21 protein-coding genes are annotated in these 19,419 nt (G+C 47.4%); 7 read left to right on the forward strand and 14 right to left on the reverse strand.

Going from position 1 to position 19,419, the window contains the following annotated elements:
• On the reverse strand, window positions 1–538 hold a 538-nt coding region (locus tag FHT67_RS26620), incomplete at its 3' end, for an IS110 family transposase (RefSeq protein WP_167201887.1).
• A gap of 198 nt (window positions 539–736) precedes the next feature.
• The gene (locus FHT67_RS26625) at window positions 737–934 is read right to left on the reverse strand and encodes a hypothetical protein (RefSeq protein WP_167201888.1); all 198 of its coding nucleotides are present in this window, start codon (window positions 932–934) and stop codon (window positions 737–739) included.
• A 148-nt stretch (window positions 935–1,082) separates the two neighbouring features.
• Here FHT67_RS26625 and FHT67_RS26630 point away from each other — a divergent pair, with 148 nt between their 5' ends.
• The gene (locus FHT67_RS26630; protein ID WP_208403595.1) at window positions 1,083–1,472 is read left to right on the forward strand and encodes a YmaF family protein; all 390 of its coding nucleotides are present in this window, start codon (window positions 1,083–1,085) and stop codon (window positions 1,470–1,472) included.
• 149 nt (window positions 1,473–1,621) lie between these two features.
• On the opposite strand, the gene FHT67_RS30230 is transcribed toward FHT67_RS26630, so the two are convergent.
• A complete protein-coding gene (locus FHT67_RS30230; RefSeq protein WP_347880134.1) occupies window positions 1,622–1,723 on the reverse strand; it encodes a hypothetical protein in 102 nt (33 codons plus the stop codon).
• An 863-nt stretch (window positions 1,724–2,586) separates the two neighbouring features.
• Window positions 2,587–2,859 (reverse strand): VOC family protein, encoded by a 273-nt coding sequence (locus tag FHT67_RS26640; RefSeq protein ID WP_347880133.1) that lies wholly within the window; start codon window positions 2,857–2,859, stop codon window positions 2,587–2,589.
• Window positions 2,860–3,086: 227 nt separating this feature from the next.
• Here FHT67_RS26640 and FHT67_RS26645 point away from each other — a divergent pair, with 227 nt between their 5' ends.
• Window positions 3,087–3,857: an arylamine N-acetyltransferase family protein gene (locus tag FHT67_RS26645; protein WP_167201889.1), complete on the forward strand. Its 771-nt coding sequence runs from the start codon at window positions 3,087–3,089 to the stop codon at window positions 3,855–3,857.
• 266 nt (window positions 3,858–4,123) lie between these two features.
• Here FHT67_RS26645 and FHT67_RS26650 read toward each other — a convergent pair whose 3' ends face one another.
• The 8 genes from FHT67_RS26650 to FHT67_RS26685 all read right to left on the reverse strand — a co-directional run bounded on the left by FHT67_RS26650 (window position 4,124) and on the right by FHT67_RS26685 (window position 12,033).
• Entirely contained in the window at window positions 4,124–5,095 is a 972-nt protein-coding gene (locus tag FHT67_RS26650; protein ID WP_208403597.1) for an ABC transporter permease, read from the reverse strand.
• Entirely contained in the window at window positions 5,079–6,602 is a 1,524-nt protein-coding gene (locus tag FHT67_RS26655) for a sugar ABC transporter ATP-binding protein (protein WP_167201891.1), read from the reverse strand. Before FHT67_RS26655 ends, FHT67_RS26650 begins: the two co-directional genes overlap by 17 nt.
• Window positions 6,603–6,678: 76 nt before the next feature.
• Window positions 6,679–7,752, reverse strand: coding sequence for a substrate-binding domain-containing protein (locus tag FHT67_RS26660; RefSeq protein ID WP_167201892.1), 1,074 nt, complete (start codon window positions 7,750–7,752; stop codon window positions 6,679–6,681).
• A 365-nt stretch (window positions 7,753–8,117) separates the two neighbouring features.
• Window positions 8,118–8,576, reverse strand: a complete 459-nt coding sequence (locus FHT67_RS26665) for an NUDIX domain-containing protein (protein ID WP_167201893.1) — start codon at window positions 8,574–8,576, stop codon at window positions 8,118–8,120.
• Between the two features lie 279 nt (window positions 8,577–8,855).
• Entirely contained in the window at window positions 8,856–9,431 is a 576-nt protein-coding gene (locus tag FHT67_RS26670; RefSeq protein ID WP_243867507.1) for a P-loop nucleotide/nucleoside kinase family protein, read from the reverse strand.
• 160 nt (window positions 9,432–9,591) lie between these two features.
• On the reverse strand, window positions 9,592–9,960 hold the full coding sequence (locus FHT67_RS26675) for a hypothetical protein (RefSeq protein WP_167201895.1): 369 nt from the start codon (window positions 9,958–9,960) through the stop codon (window positions 9,592–9,594).
• Between the two features lie 463 nt (window positions 9,961–10,423).
• On the reverse strand, window positions 10,424–10,759 hold the full coding sequence (locus FHT67_RS26680) for a hypothetical protein (RefSeq protein WP_167201896.1): 336 nt from the start codon (window positions 10,757–10,759) through the stop codon (window positions 10,424–10,426).
• 518 nt (window positions 10,760–11,277) lie between these two features.
• Entirely contained in the window at window positions 11,278–12,033 is a 756-nt protein-coding gene (locus FHT67_RS26685) for an SDR family NAD(P)-dependent oxidoreductase (protein ID WP_167201897.1), read from the reverse strand.
• Between the two features lie 233 nt (window positions 12,034–12,266).
• Between FHT67_RS26685 and FHT67_RS26690 the strand changes: the two genes are divergently transcribed.
• Window positions 12,267–12,650: a MerR family transcriptional regulator gene (locus tag FHT67_RS26690; RefSeq protein ID WP_132312178.1), complete on the forward strand. Its 384-nt coding sequence runs from the start codon at window positions 12,267–12,269 to the stop codon at window positions 12,648–12,650.
• Window positions 12,651–12,943: 293 nt separating this feature from the next.
• Here the strand turns inward: FHT67_RS26690 and FHT67_RS26695 are convergent, their stop codons facing one another.
• Window positions 12,944–13,594: a nitroreductase family protein gene (locus FHT67_RS26695; RefSeq protein WP_167201898.1), complete on the reverse strand. Its 651-nt coding sequence runs from the start codon at window positions 13,592–13,594 to the stop codon at window positions 12,944–12,946.
• A gap of 128 nt (window positions 13,595–13,722) precedes the next feature.
• Here FHT67_RS26695 and FHT67_RS26700 point away from each other — a divergent pair, with 128 nt between their 5' ends.
• Complete coding sequence (locus FHT67_RS26700) at window positions 13,723–14,088, forward strand: MerR family transcriptional regulator (RefSeq protein WP_167201964.1); 366 nt, start codon at window positions 13,723–13,725, stop codon at window positions 14,086–14,088.
• 513 nt (window positions 14,089–14,601) lie between these two features.
• On the opposite strand, the gene FHT67_RS30575 is transcribed toward FHT67_RS26700, so the two are convergent.
• A complete protein-coding gene (locus tag FHT67_RS30575; protein WP_347813061.1) occupies window positions 14,602–14,841 on the reverse strand; it encodes a transporter in 240 nt (79 codons plus the stop codon).
• Window positions 14,842–15,459: 618 nt separating this feature from the next.
• Between FHT67_RS30575 and FHT67_RS30580 the strand changes: the two genes are divergently transcribed.
• From FHT67_RS30580 to FHT67_RS26720, 3 genes are all read left to right on the forward strand, one after another.
• Window positions 15,460–18,138 carry a winged helix-turn-helix domain-containing protein gene (locus FHT67_RS30580; protein WP_208403599.1) on the forward strand — a complete coding sequence of 893 codons (2,679 nt, stop codon included), beginning with the start codon at window positions 15,460–15,462 and terminating at the stop codon, window positions 18,136–18,138.
• Between the two features lie 186 nt (window positions 18,139–18,324).
• Window positions 18,325–18,576: a hypothetical protein gene (locus tag FHT67_RS26715; protein ID WP_208403601.1), complete on the forward strand. Its 252-nt coding sequence runs from the start codon at window positions 18,325–18,327 to the stop codon at window positions 18,574–18,576.
• Window positions 18,573–19,271 carry a hypothetical protein gene (locus tag FHT67_RS26720; RefSeq protein WP_207918199.1) on the forward strand — a complete coding sequence of 233 codons (699 nt, stop codon included), beginning with the start codon at window positions 18,573–18,575 and terminating at the stop codon, window positions 19,269–19,271. The genes FHT67_RS26715 and FHT67_RS26720 overlap by 4 nt, the downstream gene beginning before the upstream one ends.
• Window positions 19,272–19,419 lie beyond the last annotated feature (148 nt).

A 19,419-nucleotide genomic window follows, 5' to 3' on the forward strand; every position in this document is an offset into this window, starting at 1 on the left:
CTGGAAAGTACCGATCCAACCAGTTATGGACGCGGCCTTGCACCACGCGCAGGTCAGTTGACAGATGATCGCGAATTTTCATCGCTTCCCTTAGTTCGGCATAGATGCCCTGGGGAAGGTTGGGTACAGCATATCTTCCGTCTTTGACAAGCTGTGCGATGACTTTAGCATCTTTAATGTCGTTCTTGGTTGGTGAATTGTCATCCAATTCTTTGCTTTTCTTCACGTGGAGCGGATTAACCACAGCGCACGTAACATGCTGTTCTCTTAAAAAATGGGCCAGGTTCAGCCAGTAATGACCGGTCGGTTCCATGCCAACGATGACGTCCTGGAACCCTTGCTCCGTCGCAATCTTTCCAATCCAGCCCACGAACATTTCGAAGCCTTCTCGATTGTTCTCAAACGTAATGGGCTTCCCAAACTCCACTCCGCGGTAGTCTTGTGCTCGAGCGACGTGTTTAAATTTAGCGATGTCTACACCGACAATTAAGGTAGAAGAAGTGATTTGATTAATGCGTTCATTTTGAGTAGAATTCATCTTGTAGTCTCCTTGGCTTGTTTTTGGATCCGGTAGCTGGCCAGCGTCGTGGACCCATTAACATCATACCAAGGAGTCTTTTTGTTTCTCAAACCTCGTATTTCTTCATTATAGGAATGCTGCCCTTTAGTTGAGAACCATCAGCAGCCGGTCATTATTGACCGGCTGCTGCACTAAAAAACTATCGTCCCTCTTAATTTAATCTTTGACTCCAAGAACCCTGTCGCTATGGCCTCTTTTATGAAGATTCATCATTTCGTACCAATATCTTTTGGTTTCTTCGTTGAATTCTTTCTTGGATACCCTCTCGAGCCAATCATATAGCTCTTTCTGTTTTGGTTTTGAGATGTCAAACTCAATTATAATCTCTTTCATATCCATTTTTCTTGCCTCCATTTGACTATCGTTCTCCCGTTAGCTTAATAGACCATTAGTTATTCTCGAGCAGCAGAACATTTAACTGATTGGGCTTAAGCCGCTTCCCACATCTTCCTTCTCCATACAATAATCCTGTATGTCATTACTGTTAAGAAGGGAGCCAATAATGAAAATTCCAGTTACTGGGTTCGTAGTGGATTCTGGTGATGATGATACTCAGCACTCACACAAACTGTATATAACTTCTTTCAATGGAAATCCGGTTCATGTTCATTCAATCTCCGGTATAACATCAATAAACGACGGACATTCTCATCAATATGCGAGTTGGACTGCCCCTGCCCCCACCGGTGTACCTCATGTCCACAGCTATAATACCTTTACTTCCATGAGTCAAGGCCATACGCATCGCATTCAGGGAACCACTGGCCCCGCTATTGCTCTTCCCGGCGGTGGGCATTACCACCTATTTGAAGGGTATACTACAATCGATGGCAGTCATCCACATTCGCATGCCTATAATGGGCGAACAAGTAATGAAGTCAGTAGTCGATAAGTTTTTGAAAGACATTCACCACACACTTGATTTTTTCCCGTCAATAAAGCGGCAACTGATCCTCTGATCGGCTGCCGCTTTTTAATCGAACTATCTTCTCCCGGTAGTTAAAAACTATTATTTCGCTGGCTCATAATGTACATGTACTTCTAATACTTCTGAAGTTTTTTAAATTCATTCTCCACTTCTGTAGCAACATCATGCGCTTCATCAAAATCAAGGGTTTTATCAATCGATAGAACCACATCAATTACAGCATTACTGCCATAATTTCTTGCTTTAAGATCTTTTACATCCTTAACACCTTCAACCTACTTTACCTTTTCTTTAAAATCTTGCAAGGCTGATTCATAAAATCCGTCAGATAAGTGGTGGGAAGCTTCACGGAAGATGTATAGAAGTTCTTGTCTTGAGCTCACGACAAAAACTTCTATACAAATAATAAAAGAAGCCGCAGTTTATGTCACTTCCATTGTATAGATGTTGTTGTCGTAATCCATTGAAGCTTCTCCTTTCCAAACAATTAACCATTGGCTTCTAACAAAAATTTAGGCATCTAGGCATTTGACTAAAGAAAGTAGGCAAATGACCGCATAGTATATTTTAAATTTTTTGAAATGAGGGCTTCATGTACTCAAACATTAATCAGCAGTATCTAAATTCACAAAAACAAAATCTCTTGGACTTGTGTTGTAGAATTTGTACGGACGATATAGGGCGACAGCGGTGGTGCTGTCCCCCTTGCTATCTCCCTGCTCCGCCTTACCAGCCATATTACTCATATCCGCCTCTTGCCTCATTCTATCCGAAACAATATGTTTACTGAGTTACCCCCCAGAAGGACTGTCAATAGGCAGTCCTTCTCACCATAATGTCAATTACCTTCCAGTGAACTGGACATTGGATATATCCTCTCAAAGCCTTTTATCAACGCTTCAATCTGAATTATTGCTGCAAAATACCACGACAATTCATACTTCACTTAACCATTTATACCATAAAACTACCACGCTATCCTGCCCGTTAGTTGAGAAAACGGCAGCGGATCTCTGATCTGCTGCCGTTTTTATTGACTTAAACTAAAGCTTCCTTTTAGCGCAAGATAAACCCGCCATTAAGTCCTCTTCGTAAAAATCTGGAAGGTAACGCCGAATTTGTCGGTTACCATCCCGTACGCGGGACTGAAGTAGACCTCCTGCAGGAGAGGTTCGACCTGTCCACCCTCTTTCAGCGCCTCATAATACTTCTGGGCCTGCTCTTTATCGGCGATGGAGATGCAGATGTTTACTTGCTTGCCCTGCACGAACCGGCCCCCCGGTTCTGTATCGGCGACATACAGATCCGTTCCTCCAATCTTCAGGACGGAATGGGCCACTCGGTCCCTCACCTGCTCCGCAGCATAAAGATGTCTTTTTATAGATGTCTACATAGCATGACCACATGGACGGCTTACGGCTGCATTATACTTTATTTCGAATTAAACACTCCGTTTAGTGCATCGGCCCAAATCTGATATCCTTGCTCGTCAGAGAACTTTCATTCATTTCACTGTCACCCCTCACAAACTTGAGTTAAACTAGATCTAAACTAGTCTTAAGGGAGGAGAACGGAAATATGAACGTGAAAAGCAAGGTTCAGCTCTATTTAGATCGAATCGGCTATGACGGACCGCTGGATAGAAGCGCTCAAGCGCTAGCAGATCTGCAGGACTGTCATCTTCACGCCGTGCCTTATGAGAATTTGGACATTGTGCGCGGCATGCCGATCTCGCTTGAGATCGATCACCTATTCGATAAAATTGTCGTCAGGCGACGCGGAGGTTATTGCTTCGAGTTGAACGTGCTGTTCGGATGGCTGCTGCGCGAGCTGGGATACCCTGTAACCGATCTATTCGCCCGCTTTTGGCGCGACGAGCCGTCCCCTCCTCCGAAACGCCGCCATCAAGTGCTGAAGGTTGAAGCTGAGGGCCAAACCTATTTATGTGACGTTGGCGTCGGCGGCATCGTTCCCCGTAGGCCAGTCGCCATGGTCGAGGGGCTTCCGCACCGGCAGGGCGATGAAACTTACCGATTGGACAAGGACCCTTACTACGGCTGGATGCTGTGCGAACTGAAGCATGAAGAATGGTGCCGGCTCTATTCTTTCACGGAGGAGCCGCAGCTGCCGAAGGATTACATCATGGCCAGCTATTGGTGCGAGCATGCGCCGGACTCGATCTTTACGAAGGCAGAGATGGTTGCCATCCGCACCCGGGAGGGCCGGAACACGGTGGCCGGAAAGGAATTCCGCCTGTTTGCCCAAGATGGGGTCAACGTGTTCACGCCCCAATCGGACGAAGCATACAAGGAAGCGTTACGCCAGCACTTTGGGATCAAGCTGGACTAATCGTTTAAATACAAGAACTGCCTATCGTCATTATTCGAATGACAACAGGCAGTTTCTTTGTGTGCGCTAACCCTTCACCGCGCCGACCATGCCGCTAATAATTGCTTTTGGAGTAATCGTTCCGGCCGCGATATAAGGGAAGTTATACGCCAGCGCAGATGATCCTTCGATCCAAAAAAGCAGCCGATCTTTATAAGCCGGCTGCTGTCGTGTTGTTGAGCTATAGTTCTCCGCTTTAGCAAGTAATTCTATCCATACTTCGCTCCCTACCCCGACCTTGATTGTCGCTTCACCATCTGTAACCCTACAGCCGCAAGGAGAATCAACCCTTTTACTGAATCGTTCAACAACGCATTCATTCCGACCGCCGTTATGATTTTATCGATCATTGTGAATGACATGGTGCCGAACACGATACTCGCCACTTTTCCTCTCCCGCCGGACATGCTGATTCCGCCGATGACAACGGCAGCGATGGCATAGAGCTCGAAGTTCTGACCGGACGTTGCCGGGTCGAAGGAGGTATCTTTCGCAATCTTCAGGAACGCTGCAAATCCCACCAATGCGCCGCTAAGCACGAATACCTTGATTCTGGTCCAATGAATATCGATACCGGCTAGCTTAGCAGCGCGCGGATTGCTTCCGAGCGCATGGACACGCTTTCCGAATTTGGTAGAGGACGATATGTACGTGAGAGCCACTGCGATACAGATAAAAATAATGCCAATGACGGGGAGTGTTATCAATTCTCCATTGCCGAGCTTGAACAGCGCCGAATAGCTGGCTAATGATCCGTCCACGCTGTATCTCGTTTCACCCCGCTCATTCATCATATATTGCGAGATCGACCTAAAGATCAGCATCGTTGCCAAAGTGACTATGAACGAAGGCATCAGCAGCCTGCCAACAAGCACGCCGTTAATGAAGCCGCACACCATTCCGAGCAGAATGGCGATGATCAGCCCTGCAAAGATGTTATCCACTTGATTGTAAACGATAATGGTCAGCCCGCCGACAAGGACGAAGGATGAGCCGACAGAGAGATCGATATCCCCGGTAAGAATGATGAAACCCATTCCGAGCGCAATCGTCCCCAGAATGGCGCTGTGAAGCAATATATTCGTCATGCTGGTCCAGGATGTATCGCTGCCATTTGTAATCAAGAAGGCAATGAATATGCCGATAAAGACGATAATGTAGTTGTAATTGGACCACAGATGCTTATAGTTGACGCTCATTCTCCGCCGCACTCCTCTCCTCTGGAACAATGGCGTTTGTCGCATGGAGCATGACGCGTTCTTCGTTGATTTCTTCCCGGTTCAGAATCGCCGTAATGGTCCCGCGATAAAACACCGCACAACGGTCCGCAATTTTCTGAATCTCTGTCATCTCGAGTGTGTTGACAATAATTGTTTTTCCTTGCTTGGCCAGCTCGAGAATAAGCTTATATATTTCGTGCTTCGCGCCGATGTCAATCCCCTGCGTAGGGTTGTCGAAAAGAATAAGGTCTGCGTTGGTGCGCAGCGACCGCGCCAAAATGATCTTCTGCTGGTTTCCGCCTGACAAGCTTGTGATCATGTCCCGATAGCTGCCCGCCTTGATTGCAAGCCTTTTTCTCAACTCGTCGTAGGTTTGAAGCTCTCGTTTTTTGAATATAAACTTCTGTCTGGAATGAATCGCGTGCTCGGAGAGGTAAGTATTTTCGAGCAGGTTGAGGTCCGGGATGACGGAGTTTTCCTTGCGGTTCGCGGGAACCATCGCTATTCTTAACTTCATCGCGCTTCGGATGCTGTGAGGCTGGAGGCTTCGGCCGTAGATGAGAAGCTTGCCGCTATGAGGCTGCAATACGCCGAAAATCGTCTGCAACAGCTCCGAGCAGCCAGCGCCTTCCAAGCCTGTAAATGCAATGATTTCGCCCTTCTTCACGGTCAAGTTGACGTTGTGAAACCGCCTGCCGGATAGCTGCTGTATCTCTACGATTGCAACACCTGCCGTGCGCTCTTCATACCCTACATCGGATGAATACCGCTCCCCAACCATATATCTGGCGATTTCCTCCGGCGTGGTGTGCTTGATGTCATTCGATACAACCAGCTTTCCGTTGCGAAGCACGGTGAAGCGGTCCGCAATCCGGAAGATCTCCGGCATCTTGTGGGAGATAAAGATAAAGCTTTTGCCAGCATTTTTCAATCTTTGGATAATAAAGAACAGCCGCTCAATCTCTTCGTTGTTCAGCGCTGTGGTAGGCTCATCCAGTATAAAAAGCTTCGCTTCCCCCTGCAGCACCTTCGCGATTTCCAGCAGCTGCTTTTTCCCCGTATCCAGGCTGCCCGCGTATTCCATAGGGTCTATATCGACCCCCAGCTTATCCATCAACGCGCTTGTCTGCTCAACCATCTCTCTCTTTCGCAATCTGCCGAGGGGACCGGTCAGCTCCTTGCCCAGAAACACATTCTCGTACACACGCAAATCGTTAAATATATTCAGTTCTTGATGAACAAAGGCAATCCCGTGCTGCTCAGCCGACTTGATGCTGTGTTGGGTGATCTCCCTGCCGTCGAAAGAGATCAGGCCGTTATCCTTGCTATGAACGCCAGCCAGGATGTTCATCAGCGTCGATTTGCCCGCACCGTTCTCTCCGAGCAAGGCGTGTACTTCTCCCCGGTTAACGCTCAGACTAACACGGTCGAGCACAGTAACTCCATAGAACGCTTTGGTGATGCCGTCCATCTTCAGCAGTTCCATATGCCCCCACTCACCTTGTATATTAGGATAATCCGCTCATAAGCACGATCATCTCATGAGCGGTTTATTTACCATATTATTTCTCTTTGTAGGTGCCGAACGCCTTAAAATCCGCTACGTTGCTTGCATCGACGACCTTAACCGGAATGACGTGATCCTGCTCCACTGTTCCTTTTTTCATGAGGAAGTCCGTCATCACCTGCATCGCCTCTTGAATCATAGCCGGATCATAGGTTACCGAGAAGAGATCGAATGTGGACGGGCGTGCGATTGTCTGATGTTTGTCTTTCAGAATCGCATACATTTCGGCAAGACCCGAAGAGGCGCCAAGTCCCTTGAGCTGCTTCAGAAACGCTTCCTTCTTGCCTGCATCAAGGGCGGAACCGTTCAGCGATTCCAAGACACCGATAGCGATTTCATCATCGTGCGTGAAGATCCAATTCTCCTTGGAGGTATCAAGCTGGGCGCTGCCGAACCACGATTCGAACAGCTCCTTCCCCGTATCGCGGCTCCAGCCGGTGGCTGCGGATTTCACCACGGTCTTGTCGATCTCTTCTTTGGTCCAGCCTTGCTCGCTTAGGTATGCCCTGAATCCGTTCGAACGAAGCTCCGGCACGGAGGAGTTGTCTCCGATCATTTCATAGACGTAATCGTCCTTGGTGAGACCCTTCTCAACGAATCGCTTGGCCGTCTCATAACCGATGCCTTCGTTGTCGCCCTTTACGTTCGAGACCACCTTCTCATCGATCATCTGACTCGAGATGACACGGTCGAATTGGACGAAGGGGATATCTGCGGCCGCAATCTTCTCCAGAGTCGATTGAAGACCGTTGTCGTATGGAAGAATAACAATGCCGCCGATGCTGCCCGATTTAGTCAGGAGGTCATCCACTTGCTTAATTTGGTCCTCCACATCCGTTGCTGCATACACCTTGACCTTGAATTTCTCCTTCACCGCATCGTCCTTATTGAGCTCATCCGCCTTCTCCTGGGCGTAAGTTAGAACAGCCCCCGTCCAGCCATGATCCGCACTCGGCACCATGACGGCAATTTCTTTCCCGGAGCCGTCGCTCGTGCAGCCGGCTAGTCCCAACCCGGACAGTACCAGAATCGCGAGCACCAGCATTACTGAAACTCGATTTCTAATCATATCAACCCTCCATTCTTGATATATTCCCTTTGGTCTCAATCAAGTGTATTCGTGTACAACTACATTCATGTCAGGGTGATAAGGGGATGAATGGTACGTTGTTCTTGTCACTCATCGGGGATGTTATCAAGTTCTTGTCATTTCATTTTGACAAAAACTTGATAACATAAAACAAAAAGTCACAATTTATGCGGCTTACAATGTTACTATGTTCTTGTCACCCGACACCGGCGGAATCGCCTCCGAATTGACTGACAGTACTTCTAAACATACCTGTTAACGCAATGAAGCTGCCGATAATGCCGGCGCTTCGTCCTGGTTGCTTATTCAACTAACGTTCTCCCGTTAGATTAACGAATTAGTGTTTAGAATCTTAGTATATTTGTATTTCCATTTAGCAAATCTTCAAAGACAGGCCGTTGGACGCTGTTTATTTGATCCAGTGAGATGTCGCTAATATTCCAGAACTGTAATTTCAATGATTCAAATTGATCGTCCTGAAAATTGATCGTATCTCCATCTTCTGATAAAAGCTCATTGTAATTAGTCCAAGCATTGAAAAGAAACATAACGAATACTACCCTGTTCCCGTCAGGATAGGTGTATTCCATTCTAGGGCCGCTATATACTGCATAAAATTCACAATCCTTAACAGATAATCCGGTCTCCTCAATAACCTCTCGTATCATTGTCTCTTGAATAGTCTCACCTGGATTCATGCCTCCGCCCGGCAACCCCCAATCGCCGTAATCGGATCTCCGCTGCAATAAAATTCTACCTATGCTATCTCTTATTATCGCTCCGCCAGTTACAACAATTCTCATTTGCTGATGACCTCTCTGCTCACTAATATTTAATTTTATATTAGCACATATTGGAAGTAACCTGCCCTTTAGTTGAGAAACGGCAGCTCATGTGCGAGCTGCCGTGCTGTGATTGTTGAGCTATAGTCTCCCTTTAGCTTAATGACCTACGTGGTCGCCCCACAAAAAGAGAGAAGCACTTAAAGACATGTAATCAACAGTTTTGCTTTGGAGTACCCTTTGTTGGATTGAAAGTATCCTGAATCGGCCTTTATTAGCCCATTAAGTGTACCAATACTTCTAACCGTGTATCCGAAATCTGGAATTTTTAATGATTTCTTCAGCAAGTTCATCCGGCTTCTTACCATCGGTGTCCAGTAGGAATAGCTCATTAACCGGTGAAGCCATCAACTTGCTCCGAAGGAAGAGCGAGCGGTCGATATATTGCGTATCTCCTCGCTGATGGAGTCGAGCGTTAAGGGTGTCCGGTTCCGCGTGCAGCACAACATAGTGAAGCGTTACATCGAGATCCGATAGTTGGTCAAAGAACCATTGAAGTTCATCTTCAACGACGAAATCGATAACCACGTCTAACCCGTTCACCAAAAAATTCCGCGTCACCGCAGCGATATTTAACCATGCCAGTCGGAGTCTTTCCTCCCAGGGCGGTTCGGTCTCCCCTCGGTAGACTTGGAGAAGGAGATCACCTTCAATCAAGACACATTGGTTCATCGCACTAGCCAGAGTCTTGGAGACGGTTGATTTCCCTACACCAAGTGGACCAGAGATAAGATAGACGGTTACTGTTTTTCTTGTGGTATGCATATAATCTCCTCCCCCATATTTTACGCATTCGTAACAAAGCTGCTTTTTCATGCCGGCAGCTTCGCACTAATCATGTTCAACTCTCGTTCTAGTTGAATCAGCCTCTTACTAATTGGTGTTTATATTCCGTACCAAATAACCACATTTAAACTATCTTTAAATGGGTCTCTCCTGTTTACTAAGATAGGCTTTGGCTTGTTCGTAGAAGGATTCACCGAATAATCCCCCAATTAGCTATCCGTTCTTCACAAATAGAGAATGAGGTCTCATATTCTTTCATTAAAATGAAAGTAAGAACTTTTTCTTTGTGAATATCTATAACTGAGTTAGGATATTTCAATTTTAAACTGCTATACAATGATTCGAGGTATTCAAGATTTTTCTTGATATCGTTGCCTACTTGATCTACAAGTGTATCTGAAATACTTTCTAATATAGTTATAACCTGTTTTGTTGCATTCAATATTTCATCATAATCAAAGGTCCCAAGAGGTATTAGCCCCTCTTTAATTCGTTGGGTAGGAAAAGCCCACGCACCTGTTGCTCTTAGACTTACAGGTCGGTTAATGTTTTCTTCCATATTTAACATGGTCCAGTAAATGTCATCAAATTCAAATAGTTTGTAATTTAAGGAGTAGTGGAGCTCTTTTGTTTTGACGTTAGCTGTAATTATTAATATAAAAAAGAACATCTCTTTATAAAAACATATCCGTAACTACTTTTCCATTTGTTCGTTTTAGCGGATTCTCTTATTGCTTTATCAAGTAATTTATTTAGGTCTGATTGTTTCAATAGTTTCCCTCGCTCATTGTTTTTCTGTCGATACGCATATTGAGGATTATATCATGGTTTTTAACTACGAATTATCACTAAACTGCCTCTACTCTAAAAAAAGCTGCAGTTGATCCTCCGATCTGCTGCAGCTTTTTTGATTGAACTAACGTTCTCCGATAGTTTAATGAATGAACGACAGAGGGCCGAATGACCGAAACGTGAATACAGTGATAGGTAATGTTGAGGACTTCTTTAAAGTGATCCTCGACTTACCTGATTTCATACATAAGAAAGTCATTTAATTTATCTATTTTGTCTGTTACAAATTCAATATCATGTTTTTTCTCTCTAATTAGTACATATAAAGGTGCAGAAGTAACATATACTCTTTCTTCAATCTCTGGCATTCCATGTGTAACTATATTTATCCTATGATTTGGATCTTCCAGTCCTTCAATTGGAACCTCATTATTTATTGTTCTGTTATAGACTAGCAGAATATATTTAGGTTTCTCAAACAAACTTGTAAGTAGAATGTAGATAGCATAACTAGCAAGAATAGCCATACCTAAGCGATATAAGTATTTATTTATTGAGTTTTTCATAATTACTGGCCCCCCACAATCCATTCACTTATCCACTCAATAATACCACATATTGGAACTTTCCTGCCCTTTAGCTTAATGAAGTCTAAGCTGTTACACTTTGTTTTGGTGACTCTTTTGTCGTTAGTGCAGTATAAAGGGATATTCACGTCTAAAAAAAACGACAAGAAAATACCTACAAATGAAAAAGAACCTTGATTTATCAAGGTTCTAAATCGGGATTATTATGTCGTTGTACTCCAGAATCGGCGGTTCATAAACGATGACACAAATGTTTAGACGTTTCTGACAGCCAGAGCACTTCTAAGTTAGTTGGTAGTCCCTACGAGCCGGCAGGTCCTCGCGGCCCGATCGTTCCAGGGTTCCGTCCGCACACCTTGGTCCCTCGGGACCCTGAACACCCGTCAGCCTTGCGGGCCTTATGTTTGGTTTGTTTTAGACTTTAATGAGGCCGCTGCATTTCCATGCAGCGGCCTCTGACAACTAAAAAAATCATTTTTATCGACTATTACTAGCGATCAGATATTCTGACCGCCCGAGACCTCGATTCTCTGTGCGTTAACCCAGCGATTATCGGAACCGAGTAAGCCGGCGACTGCGGGACCAATGTCGTCGGGTACGCCGACTCGACCCAATGCAACCATTGCGGCAAAGGCGTCTTTGTAAGCAGGCGTGTCGCGTACAGCACCGCCTAGAAAGTCCGTTTCAATTGCGCCTGGCGCAATTGTATTAGCGGTGATACCGCGGTGACCAAGCTCTTTGGCCATATAGATGGTTAAAATCTCGACTGCCCCCTTTGCAGCGGAGTAAGCGGAGAAGCCCGGATAAGAGACACGGGTGAGACCCGATGAAAAGTTCACAATGCGGCCGCCATCTGCAAGTAGTGGCAGAAGGGCTTGAGTCAAGAAAAACACGCCCTTAACATGCACATTAAACAGGCCGTCGAATTGAGCTTCTGTAGTTTCGGTAAAGTTGGTCATTTCTCCGTGGCCGGCATTATTCACCAAATGATCGAATGTAGTGCGATTCCAAGTTGACTGCAGAGTCGAACGGACAGTCTCGGCAAAGGCAGCAAAGCTGGAAGTACTTCCAACATCGAGTTGTAGAGAAACCGCTTTACGCCCCAAAGCTTCGATCTCGGCAACGACTGAATTGGCTTCTTCTGCTTGGCTTCGATAGGTTAGGATGACATCGCCCCCATGACGCGCAATACTGATGGCCGTATTGCGACCAAGTCCACGGCTGCCGCCAGTGACGATTGAGATATTTGTCATTGTAACTTCATCCTTTCAGAAATCATCTTGAATTACATTGATATCATAAAAGGTAAAGTTTACTTGAAGTCAAGGATATTTTGAATATAATATTAAGTGCTTATTTGAACAGAAAAAACCGTTGTTTTTAATTCCATTTCCCTCTCTTTATCGTATAACCTGAAAAGTCTAAAATTCGTGTCGTCAAAATTTGTTTAAAGTAAACTTTAACAGAAAGCGGTGAAGGTTAATTTATGTTGACTATAAGAGAAGTTACTGTATTGACGGGAATAACGGCTCCAACCCTTCGATATTACGAAAAGGAGGGGCTGCTTCCACATGTGAAAAGAAATGAAAACGGGAAGCGGCTGTATGACGAAGAAGATTTAAGCTGGATATCCTTTGTTACTGCGCTTCGAGCCACAGGAATGCCGATCGCTCAAATTCAGAAGTATGTATACTTGTATAAAGAAGGGGACTCGACGATTTCGGAACGAAAAATGATGATGCTTCATCATAAAAAAGAAATTGAGAAGAGCATAAGGGCACTATACTTCAACTTGGATAAAATAAACTATAAACTTGCTCTATATGATGTGTTAGAGTCTCAGATTGACCGAACTACCATAAAAATTTGATTTCATACCGGAGCCCCTGCAAGTTTCGTCCTGCTTGATAGGGTTCCGCGTATCGATTCTTATAAAAGTCGATTGTCTCATCATCTGACGCGGATGGAAAAAAGATCGCGGCGTTCAAGATATTGAATCGATTACTAAGCTGGCGGAAAGAACAAAAGCTGAGTCTTAAACGTCTTGAACATGCTCCTTCTGCCAATACGGCAGAGGGGGCTTTTGCCTTCCATAAGCAAAAACCCCTTTTCGTTACGTATCGTTCTATAACCCCGCCATAGACACTGCGGGAATATTCTCAATTATGCCCATGTTGTAACCGTCTCTAATGGTAAGCGATAGGAAGGATAACCTTCTTTTGCTGCTTTCCCTATCGAGATTAACATGACCGGTTGGAAACGGTTTTTATCCAAACCAAACGCTTCGGCAATTTGATCCTTCTCATAACCGGCCATCGGGTTGGTGTCATACCCGTGGGCACGGGCCACGAGCATAAGCTGCATCGAAACGAGGCTTGAGTCAATCAGATTCATACTATGAAGACCGGATTCACTCAGGCTGGCATAATATTCTTTTGATTGCTCGATTTGCATATCCGCAATGTCCTGAGGCATATAGCCTAGTTCAACGGATTTGCCGATAATTTCGTCCATATATGCAATGTTGTTTTTATCATAAAATACCGCGATAACAGCCGATGAAGTCAAAGCTTGCGTCCGGTTGAAGGAGGCTAGCGGAGCAAGTGTTTCTTTACCTTCTTTGCTGTCGATGACAAGGAAACGCCATGGCTGCATATTAATGGCTGAGGGGGCGCGGGTAGCTTCGAACAAAATTTCGTTCATTTCCTCCCTGCTGATCTTCACTTCAGGATCGTAGGCTTTAACAGCACGGCGACCAAAAACGATTTCGTTGAAATCGTTTGTTTGATGGAATTTCCCAGTGTAATTTTTCATGTGAATTCCTCTCCTTTTTATCTTTATAAGATTTGTGAAGTTGCGGTATCTACCACTTACCTTCACTTTGACGAGTGTAAACTATGAAGTATACTTTATAGCAAGAGAGGAAATTCGAGGTGATTAATATGAAGATTAGTGAGGTAGCAAAAGCTGCTGAGCTTCCTATATCTACTATCCGTTACTATGAGAAAATCGGCATTATTACTGAGGATTATATACTTAGAGATCAGAATAATTATCGGAAGTATGCTGCAGGAGTCATCCCATATATTGAAGTTGTTAAAAAATGTTTGGCTGTTGGTTTTTCGATTCATGATATAAAATCAATGATCTCATTACATGGAATAACAAAAGAGGAGCTAACCCGCATTATTAGAAATAAAGTGTCCGAAATCGAAGAGGCTCAACTAAAATTAGAGAATTCCAAACAAAGTCTTTATGATATTCTCGAATCAGATGTTACATGTGAAGACGGGTTCGGAAAATACTGATTTTAAAAGATATGATATTTCAAACGAACGCTCATTCGTGGAGTAAAAGGGCCAAGTAGACTGGGGGGATTTGCAACTCTGCCACAGAACAGGGCTACTCTTGCAGCAGAAGTAAGAAGGACCCGCCGCTGCGAACGCTTCGCACCGAAGGCGTATACGAATATAAGTTCTTCCATCAAACAGGAGAGCTTCTTTGCCGACTTTCGCTGTAAGCATCTTACCGTCTTTGGTAATCGTCGCCGAGTGCTTTTGTTACAGCCGACCTGTGATTTCACCCATCTACAACTTTCCTTTAAGCCTTATGTAACTATCTGCAAAAACGCTGATAGGGAATAGTAGCGAAACAGCGGTTACAAACCCAATTAAAGGTTTACTTAATTTCATTCTCATTTCACGCTTCATTATCATCTTTAGCAGATATACATCAAGATTTTGATTTTACCGTATCACTTTGTTATTGGTGTGTCATGACAAAGAGAACAGCCCGCCGGCTGTTCTCTTTCGCTATCTGCCCTAGAAGCATGTAAACGAGCGAATCTGATTCAAATCGATGCCGAAGTACGCCCAGAAGAAGCCGAACCATCTGAACCCTGCAACAGAATTACGCCCGACGAATACCGGGAAGAACCAGAATTGCCCGCCGTTGTTCAGCCAAATGTATGTGTTGCGGAACAAGCAGCCTCTGATCCCGCCAGGGTCGACGGCAAATGTGGTAAACGGCATTTGCGGTACGAATTGCGGTGGAGGAGCCATGGGCGCTTGAACTCCTCCTGGTGCACCCCCTGGAAACCCCGGAGTCCCCGGAAACCCACCTGGAAATCCACCTGGAAACCCACCTGGAAACCCCGGTCCTCCCGGTCCTCCCGGCACGCCAGGACCGCCCGGAAATCCCGGAAACCCTCCGCCGGTTCCCGGCGTTGGAAAAAAACCCATATGTGATCGCTCCTTTTAATGAATAGGCATAATCATCATATGCATTCGCGGAGAGGGCGCCTGGGCGAGTTCCAATAAAAAAATCTTGAGGCACGAAATGCGACTAAAAAGGCTGTACTAACTTTCAAATCCGGTTTAAATATCGCGTTTTGAATAAGGTTTCCGATAAAGATGACCGAAAACAAGTCTAAAACTCTTAGTCCTATTCGCTTCAAGAGATAGCCCCCATTAGGTAACGTCACGTTGCTCCAGCGGGACGTTCGCGAGTACCCGCCGGAAGAGATTTTGGAGTACTTATATAGAATGTACGGTGCAGCGAGGGAATGAACATATGGTAAAAAACTGACGTTGAAGTTATGATATTAATGAAAAAAATAATGACATCGGACGGGACAATCTATGAATATTCCGGTTTTAGCAAGCAAGCTTTATATCCCCGTGCCCAGAACGAAAGTTGTCTTCCGCCCGCGTCTGATCGAGCGGCTGAACGAGGGGCTGGAACGCAAGCTGACCCTCGTTTCCGCCTCCGCCGGTTTCGGCAAAACAACGCTGGTCGGCCAATGGGCCGTCGATTGCGATCGGGCAGTCGCTTGGCTGTCGCTGGACGAAAGGGACAATGACTCCACGCGCTTCTTCCTTCATCTCATCGCTGCCGTGCAGTCTATTGCGGAGAGCGTCGGAAACAGCGCGTTCACCGCTTTCGAATCGTCTCAGTCCCCGCAAATCGAATCGATTCTCACGGTTCTGCTTAATGAAATCTCGACTCTCCGGTTCAAAATCGTTCTTGTCCTGGACGATTACCACCTCATCGATTCGGAACAGATCGACGATGCCCTCCTCTTCCTGCTCGAGCACCTTCCTCCGCAAATGCACCTGGTTATCGCCACTCGCGAAAACCCGCAGCTGCCCCTGGGCAAATTGCGCGCAAGAGGACATTTGACCGAGCTGCGCGACAGCGATCTTCGATTTACTTCCAAAGAAGCTGCGGCTTTCCTTCATCAAGCGACAGGGCTGGATCTAACGGCCGACGAAATGGCTGCCTTGGAATCCCGGACCGAAGGCTGGATTGCGGGACTCCAGCTGGCGGCTCTCTCGATGCAAGGCCGCGAGGACATTCCCGGGTTCGTTCGGGCATTTTCCGGGGACAATCGGTACATTGTGGACTACTTGGCCGAAGAGGTTCTGCAGCGCCAGCCAGAGCCCATCCGAAGATTTTTGCTGCATACATCCATTCTCGACCGTTTGCATGGCCCACTGTGCGAAGCCGTTACCGGCCAGGCGGAAGGCAACGTACGGTTGTCCGATTTGGAGAAGGGCAATTTCTTTATCGTTCCGCTGGACGACACACGCCAGTGGTATCGCTACCATCACCTCTTCGCGGATGTTCTCTACGCTCATTTGAAGGCGGATCAGCCCGATCAAATCGCTTCATTGCATCGTCGTGCAAGCATTTGGTACGAGCGGAACGGCTCCGCGGACGATGCGATCCGCCATGCTCTCGCAGCAAAGGATTTCACGCGAGCGGCGGACCTGATCGAGCTGGCCTGCCCGACGATGGCCAAGCTTCGACAAGAAGCTACGATGCTACGTTGGCTAGAGGCGCTGCCTGACGAGTTGGTTCGCCGTCGGCCCGTGCTCAGCGTCGTTTATGCCGGGGCGCTGCTGACCCTCGGCAAGCCGGAGGGTGTAGAAGAACGGATTCGGGACGCCGAAAGCGGGCTGGAGCCGACGGCAGACTTGAACGAACGACCGGATGTCCACTCGTCTTCGGCTGAGAAGGTTTTCGTAGACGAAGCCGAATATCGCCGTCTCCCTGGAACGATCGCAATGTATCGGTCAGCGCTTGCCCTCATGACGGGCAATGTAATCGATGCAATGAAGTACGCCCGACTGGTGCTGAGCCTCATGCCGAAAGATGCCTATCTCAAGCGCGGAGCGGCATCCGCTCTCCTTGGACTCACCTCCTGGACAAGCGGGAGCCTCGATGAAGCTTATCGTCTGTTCGCTGATGGCATGGCCGACGTGCAGCAAGGCGGGTACATCTCCGACGCGATCGGGGGCACGAACGCCCTTGCCGATATCCGAATCGTTCAAGGCCGTCTCCGTCAGGCGATGAGCCTATACGAGCGGGGATTGCAGCTTTCGATCGAGCATGGTGATCCTGTCATGCGGGGAACGGCGGACATGTACGTGGGGATGGGCGAAATCCATCGCGAGCGCAACGATCTGCAGACCGCCATGCAGCTTCTGCTGAAAAGCGAGGAACAAGGCGAGCATACCGGATTTCCGCAATACCGGTATCGCTGGCACGTCGCGATGGCTCGAGTATGCGAGGCGCAAGGAGACTTGCAAAGCGCGCTCGACCTCCTCGACGATGCGGAGCGCTTTTATGTCGGTGATCTTTTCCCGAATGTGCGTCCTGTGGAGGCGATGAAAACAAAGGTGCTGATCGCGCAGGGGAAACTGCGCGAAGCGCTCGAATGGGCACGCGCACATGGCCTGACCGCCCGGGACGAACTGAGTTACCTGCGCGAATTCGAGCATATCACTTTAGCCAGATTGCTTCTTGCCCGTTTTCGAAGCAATCGGGAATACAGCTTTTTACATGAGGCCATGGGACTTCTTGAGCGCCTCCGTCAAGCGGCGGAAGAAGGCGAAAGGACGGGAAGCGCGATCGAAATCATGATCGTGACGGCTCTTGCGCATCAAATGAAAGGAGACACGCCTGCTGCGCTTGGGCCGCTGGAACGCGCCTTGACTTTGGCTGAACCGGAGGGCTACTTCCGTATTTTCGTAGACGAAGGCCAACCTATGGAGGTTCTGCTGGGAGCCGCCTCGAAACAAGGACTCAACCCCAAGGAATTTGTTCGCAGGCTCCTGGCAGCCTTTAGCCGGACCAAACCGGCTGCAAACCATTCGCTGCGTGAACCGCTAAGCGAACGTGAACGCGACGTACTTCGGTTGCTAAGAACCGAACTAAGCGGACCGGATATTGCCCGCGAGCTGATAGTTTCCCTGAACACCTTGCGAACCCACACCAAAAACATTTACGACAAGCTCGGGGTGAACAACCGCCGCGCAGCCGTCCGACGGTCCGAGGAACTCGATTTGTTATAACGTGAGCGCATCCCCCCGCCCTGGCAAAATAACCGGGGCTTCTTTGCGTTTCCCAATAAAATTTCGCCACATCAATCACCACATGTGGTGATGCGGTCTCCCTACATGAACAATTATCATTGGATCTAGCAAGAACACGCGTAGACAGGAGTCGAATCCGCAGGAGGGAGATGCAGGTGGTGAATAATGAGTGAGACGCAAGGGTCAATGGAAAGCCGACACGACGGATTTTACGAGATTTGCATTAAGGGGCACTTGGATGCCAAATGGGCTTATTGGTTCGAAGGGATGAGCCTTACGCACGGGAGCGACGGAACAACCGTCCTTTACGGCCCGGTGGCCGACCAGGCCGCCTTGCATGGCATGCTGAGAAAAATACGGGATCTCGGCCTTGCATTAGTATCGGTCATTCAAACAAAGAAGGAGACGAACCCATGAACAAAGAGAGTAAAATTACAGTAATTTCGCGTCTTTTCCGCTTCGCCGGCGTAGCCGCTATGTTGTCAGGGATCCTGTTTGTCGTCATTCAAACGATCCATCCGCTGGACATTCTTTCATCCGTCAACACCGATCGGTGGGTCCTCGTTCACTTATTGGGCATAGCCATGTGCTTTCTCGGCCTGCTCGGCCTGACGGGGATCTACGCCAGGCAAGCGGCAGAGACCGGCTGGCTTGGTCTGATCGGCTATTTCACGTTAAGCCTCTTCTATGCGCTTACGATGGCTTTTCAATTCGTCGAAGCCCTTATTTCTCCGACGCTCGTAACCGAGTCTCCAAAGCTTGAGGAGAGCATCTTGGCGATCGCCGGGGGATCTTCCGGCGAGTACCTCGGAGCCCTTGAAACGACTTACATGTTGACGGGCATCCTGTACTTGCTCGGCGGCCTGTTATTTGGCATCGCATCATTCCGCGCCCGCATCCTGTCGCGCTGGGCGGCCGGTTTGCTTGCCTTAGGAACGATTCTGCCTCTTCCTTTGTCTTCGCTGGTCCATCATCCGTACGATCGGTTTTTGGCGGTGCCTGTTGGGCTGGCCCAGGCTTGGCTGGGTTATTCCCTCTGGCGATCCTTGTCCAAGGAGAGGAAGGAAGGTGTCCCAGATCTTCAAAGCGCCGGCAAAAGAGTCCCCGGCTAAGCTCCTCATAGCCGGCCTGATTTTTCTGAGCTTCATTCGGCGATCGGAAGAACATTTGATGCGAAGGCTGGCTGTTTGGTCCTTATAAAAAAGGGGGGTCCCACCGTCTTTTAACGACTTATGGGATACCCCCTTTCGATGTTACATT

The organism is Paenibacillus sp. BK720 (assembly GCF_011761545.1).
Lineage (GTDB): Bacteria > Bacillota > Bacilli > Paenibacillales > Paenibacillaceae > Pristimantibacillus.

Coding starts and splice junctions, on each gene's coding strand:
- FHT67_RS26675 (WP_167201895.1), bottom strand. CDS start 9,960: ATGGAAGAAAACATTAACCGACCTGTAAGTCTAAGAGCAACAGGTGCG.
- FHT67_RS26720 (WP_207918199.1), top strand. CDS start 18,573: ATGAACAAAGAGAGTAAAATTACAGTAATTTCGCGTCTTTTCCGCTTC.
- FHT67_RS26630 (WP_208403595.1), top strand. CDS start 1,083: ATGAAAATTCCAGTTACTGGGTTCGTAGTGGATTCTGGTGATGATGAT.
- FHT67_RS26715 (WP_208403601.1), top strand. CDS start 18,325: ATGAGTGAGACGCAAGGGTCAATGGAAAGCCGACACGACGGATTTTAC.
- FHT67_RS26665 (WP_167201893.1), bottom strand. CDS start 8,576: ATGAGAATTGTTGTAACTGGCGGAGCGATAATAAGAGATAGCATAGGT.
- FHT67_RS26670 (WP_243867507.1), bottom strand. CDS start 9,431: ATGAAAAAGCAGCTTTGTTACGAATGCGTAAAATATGGGGGAGGAGAT.
- FHT67_RS26690 (WP_132312178.1), top strand. CDS start 12,267: ATGTTGACTATAAGAGAAGTTACTGTATTGACGGGAATAACGGCTCCA.
- FHT67_RS26700 (WP_167201964.1), top strand. CDS start 13,723: ATGAAGATTAGTGAGGTAGCAAAAGCTGCTGAGCTTCCTATATCTACT.
- FHT67_RS26645 (WP_167201889.1), top strand. CDS start 3,087: ATGAACGTGAAAAGCAAGGTTCAGCTCTATTTAGATCGAATCGGCTAT.
- FHT67_RS26685 (WP_167201897.1), bottom strand. CDS start 12,033: ATGACAAATATCTCAATCGTCACTGGCGGCAGCCGTGGACTTGGTCGC.
- FHT67_RS26680 (WP_167201896.1), bottom strand. CDS start 10,759: ATGAAAAACTCAATAAATAAATACTTATATCGCTTAGGTATGGCTATT.
- FHT67_RS26650 (WP_208403597.1), bottom strand. CDS start 5,095: ATGAGCGTCAACTATAAGCATCTGTGGTCCAATTACAACTACATTATC.
- FHT67_RS26625 (WP_167201888.1), bottom strand. CDS start 934: ATGGAGGCAAGAAAAATGGATATGAAAGAGATTATAATTGAGTTTGAC.
- FHT67_RS26655 (WP_167201891.1), bottom strand. CDS start 6,602: ATGGAACTGCTGAAGATGGACGGCATCACCAAAGCGTTCTATGGAGTT.
- FHT67_RS26695 (WP_167201898.1), bottom strand. CDS start 13,594: ATGAAAAATTACACTGGGAAATTCCATCAAACAAACGATTTCAACGAA.
- FHT67_RS30575 (WP_347813061.1), bottom strand. CDS start 14,841: ATGGCTCCTCCACCGCAATTCGTACCGCAAATGCCGTTTACCACATTT.
- FHT67_RS26660 (WP_167201892.1), bottom strand. CDS start 7,752: ATGATTAGAAATCGAGTTTCAGTAATGCTGGTGCTCGCGATTCTGGTA.